Below are 3,512 nucleotides of genomic sequence, written 5' to 3' on the forward strand. Positions count from 1 at the left end.
ATATGCAATGTAACATCGCCGACTGGAAGATCTCCAAAAGTTCGATGTCCACCGTAAAATAGTCGAAAATACATTCTCTCTTCGACATTCGTCGGTTCAATAAAGATCAATGTAGGCCGAATGCCTTTCTGTTCAACATCATTGCCCAAAGTTAAATTCAATTTAAAAATAGCCTCATTTTTTCCTTTCTTCACCGTAGCAAATTGTGCTAGTCCCGTGCTATTTTGCATGATCTCTTTGAAAGTACGTTCTACGTTTGACTTGATATCCTCCAATGACCATATCTTCTCCTGAAAATCTAAATTTGGCTTGAAATCATACAGATCAATCCGCATAGGATTGCCATCCCAGCTTTTTTGCTTTTGATAATTTTTATAGATGCTATATTGATAGCCCCCCTCAATTTCAAAACGTCCAATTTTCGCTGTGTCAACCATGAGCGTACCTATTTTGGACACACCATTATAAATTTCTGTCCTTGGAAATGGTCCTACCATCAGTGGCACAGGAACCTGTGTACGCAAACGACTATCGTAAACGGTTTTTCTAAGGGGATTGAGGTAATAGAGATCTCCAGCTGTCTGGATATATGCTGGTCTCTCAATCAACACATGATTATTGGGTAATTGCCAGGCTCCAAAATTGTTGGTTACTGTAATCAACTGGCGCTTCAATTCAGTCAATTCATTAGTGTAGAGCTTACCACGTTCTTCTTTAGGTAATCGGTAAACCAAAATCTGGCCTTTGCTGAATGCTTTTTCGGGGTAGGTAAAACCAATCGTATCCTGTGAGGCATTAAAGGAAACAATGACCTTTTTCCCCTTTTCAAGATAAAAGCCACTTACACGAATGTCGCGATCCTTGGTCCTAAATCTAAAATCATGCTGCCCCGCAGAAACTTCAAAAATAGTATTGTTATTTTGTTGGTCTTGTTTAGCATAAGTCAGTACACCGTCTATCCAGACTAAATGTATCCCCTGCACTACACCATTTACAACGACATAAGGGGAAATCTGGCTCTTGACAGCATCTAAAGGAAGAGACTCCTGATAATAATCTTTGGGATATAAAAACCGATAAAAAGCCATCGTATCCAACTGCATGTCTCTAGACCATTTTACCCAATTTTGAAGAGCTCCCTGATGTGCCTTCTCATCATCATCCAAACTAAAATTAAGATTTTGTGAGACTCTTGCCCTTCGCATCAGACCACCCATAGTAATATTTGGAGCGGTTGCTGACCTAAATTTTGAGGTAAAACCATAGGCCATAATATCAACATCCTTCAAAGGTTTACCATTCTTATCCGTAACCGAAAGTTCCACGTCAGCCTTCTGCCCCGGATAAACTGTCGTCGCCGTGTTGACTGCCAAATTTAAATTCTTCTCCACATAGGGTAATTCTTCCTGGATAACTTTTGATTTTCCTCCAAAAAGATAGGTGATCTCCATGCTATACCCGTCTTTTCCACGGGCTAAAAATTTACTATTTAACGTGGTATGATAACCCGAAGCAATCGTACGACCAGCACGATGGACACGATACCAAAATGGAATCATAGCGGGATTATTGAAATGCAATATCACCGAATCCGCAGTTCGATAAAACCGATAATTCAGTTGTGCCTGTTCTTGATCCTCTAAATATACACTTTTACTCAATCCATTCGACTTGACAACAATTTCTTCAGCCTGCCAGGGTATAGAAACCAAATTAGGTAAACTCAAATTTTCAGTCTTCAGCATTTCGCGATGTTCACCTAATATCATTAGCTGAGCAGTTGTTGGCATCGCAACACCTTTTTCGAAATATTTCAGCTCTGCATGCCCGTCTTTTACAGCAATACGAATTTCTTTTTCGCTGTTGAGTATATTGAGGTCGAGACTTCGTTCAATTCTTTCATTATCTGAACTTAGATAAGTGCCAATAGCCCGAAATGTAAGACCAATGTCAGCCGGAAAAATTGAATCGGGTAATACAATTTCCTTTTCCGCCACATCTGCGAGCGAAACGCTCGTTTGCCATAAAGTATCTGGAATAAAATTAACCTTATTGGCTTTTACATCAAGCGTATAAAGTGGACTTGTCACAACACGCAAATCTACTTTCCCATCATATATGGGCATTTCATTTTCATTTAAAGCTTTTAGTTTCAGTCGCACACTGTCTCCTTTAGCATATTTCGTCTTTTCGGACGTCATATTAAAACTTAGGCTTTTTAACTCATAATCTTCATATCGGAAAGACTGTTGATGCAAGACGACTTTGGTTTTTGTAGATTCCAAAGAGATCCCATAATCTTTATCAAGGATAAGGCCAAGCCCCTTCAAATTAAATTCAAAGGTGTACATTCCCGGACGATAGGGAGCAAGTCGGGTCAAAACGGTATCTTTGGCATACCCATATCCACCTGTCAGACGTACGGCAATAGAATCACGGTAAGGTTTCCATTTTTCTTCCTCAAGATAAGCTTTAAATTTAACCTGCTCATTTGGCTTATACATTGGCTTGTTAAAAACCATAAAGCTTTCTGTCTGTTCAGTTTCCTGTTTATGAAAGAACCTCTTAATCTTAAACTTTGTTCTAAGCAAGCTATTTTTGATCCCTTTCCATAATGGAACCCTGTCTTTGTAAGGCCAACTCCGCTCTACACTCAGGTAATGATAGACACCCTTATGTTCAATACTGACAATATCGTCATTATTTGCATTGGCAACTTTATAGTAATGAAACTTCTTATCAAATGACATGCGACGTCCCTTCACTTTTACTTGTGCATCTTTTATAATCGTTCCCAGCGAATCGTATAGACAAATCGCAAAAGTTTCTGCTGGGATAATCTTGACATATAGGTTATCACTAATCAATTCCTGATAGATGAGATCAGCTCCACTGGCGCGGACCTGGACATAATTACCAGGAGGTAAAGTCGGCTGTGGACTTCCGGCCTTATACTTAAGAAAAAAATCGCTGAGCATAGTTTCATCGAATTTCTTCTCTCCCAAGTGAATTTTTCTTAAAACTTCTGGGCTCAGTTTATAAATATAATAGTCAGAAGATCCACGCGGACTATTGAATAAGGTCGATTGCCCACAAAGGACCACGGAATACAGAACAGCTAAAAAGCATACAACAATTGATTTCCATTTCATGTTTAAGATACTGGCTAAATTCTTTTAAAATAGATAAATTTACCTAAAGCCAAGTACTAGATTCTTTCATCCGGCACTTCAACTTTCGTGCAGGGATGCGAAGAATATCAAAATTCCATAAACGAAGAAAAAAAAATTATAACTTCAACCTACTTTTGACCGAATTTACAACTGCTGTTTCCGAGGGGAAGTCACCAGCTCCCGAACCGGAGGAACGATTCACCAAAGGCGGCTCCTCACCATATAGAGTATCGCGGGCAATGACTACCTTCTTGTCGAGATCTACATAGCTAATGATATAATTGCGCTGATAAGCTTTATCTCTTTGGCCGATTTTATTAACATACTCACCTTTTTCCT

Annotated in this window: 2 protein-coding genes; both read right to left on the bottom strand. The window is 39.2% G+C overall.

The window, feature by feature from the left end:
* Positions 1 to 3,152: hypothetical protein (locus tag B2X72_RS06040; RefSeq protein ID WP_286848590.1), on the bottom strand; the 3,152-nt coding region annotated here is incomplete at its 3' end.
* A gap of 136 nt (positions 3,153 to 3,288) precedes the next feature.
* On the bottom strand, positions 3,289 to 3,512 hold a 224-nt coding region (locus B2X72_RS06045; protein ID WP_286848591.1), incomplete at its 5' end, for a hypothetical protein.

The sequence above is a fragment of the Sphingobacterium sp. UBA7253 genome (genome assembly GCF_002472745.1).
In the GTDB taxonomy this organism is placed as follows: Bacteria; Bacteroidota; Bacteroidia; order Sphingobacteriales; family Sphingobacteriaceae; genus Sphingobacterium; species Sphingobacterium siyangense.